Source organism: Streptomyces thermovulgaris (assembly GCF_002155915.1).
GTDB lineage: Bacteria > Actinomycetota > Actinomycetes > Streptomycetales > Streptomycetaceae > Streptomyces > Streptomyces thermovulgaris.
In genome coordinates this window covers 1-785 of record NZ_MUME01000525.1, presented here as the reverse complement: position 1 = coordinate 785, position 785 = coordinate 1, and the positions used below count along the sequence as shown (strand labels likewise).

Sequence of the window (785 nt, the reverse complement as noted above, 5' to 3'; positions counted from 1 at the left end):
CCGGATACGTCGTCCGTAGACTCCAGATGTTGCGCGCAGAATTCGGCTCTTTGGGGCAGGATCGCCGCGTGGCCGAGTTGGCCGCCGAGATCGGTGTGCTGTGCACAACCTGACGGAAGGGATGGGCATGTCGGAAGTCGCGGGCGCTCGACTGTTCCGTGAAGCGTGGATCGCAGGAGTGCGCAAGCACTTCCCCGGTGAGCCGAAGCCGGGCTATGTGGCTCCGTGGGAGGAGACGCCCGAGTGGGAGCGCGAGGCTGCCGGCGCCGTGTACGAGCAGGTGCGCCAGTTCCTCGAACTGAGCGGTGGGCACGCATCCCGCCTGTCGCGCGAGCAGAAGGGGCGTTTCGTCGCAACGTGCTGGACCGCGCAGATGTACAAGCACTTCGAGGACCCCAAGCCGGCGTACGTGGCTGACTGGCCCGCTCTGCCGACGTGGCAGCAGGAGACCGACGCCGACATCTTCGAGGCCANNCCGGGAAGCGGGGCACTGCGTGTCAGTGGCCGCCGGCCGGTGGGCCGAGGGCAGAGGACGACGGAAGGCCGTGCCGTCCCGGTCTTCACCGACCGCCATGCCCCTCCCCCATGTCGGTCAGCGCGTACGCCGGGCTTCAGAACGCCGGGCCCCTGCTCATGCCGGTGCGCGCCGCCCTCTGCTTTCATGGACTGAGACAGGCCCAAAAGGCTTCACACGCCTGACCTGAGTCCATTACCCTGGACTTTGAAGTACATCATGCTGGACTAATTCCGAGTTGAGGCCCGTGGACAGCCACCCCACCCCCGTC

The 785-nt window shown here is 66.8% G+C and carries 1 pseudogene; it reads left to right on the top strand.

Going from position 1 to position 785, the window contains the following annotated elements:
* Positions 1-127 precede the first annotated feature (127 nt).
* Positions 128-472, top strand: a pseudogene (locus CCN35_RS27045) (hypothetical protein); the annotation flags it as partial.
* Positions 473-785 lie beyond the last annotated feature (313 nt).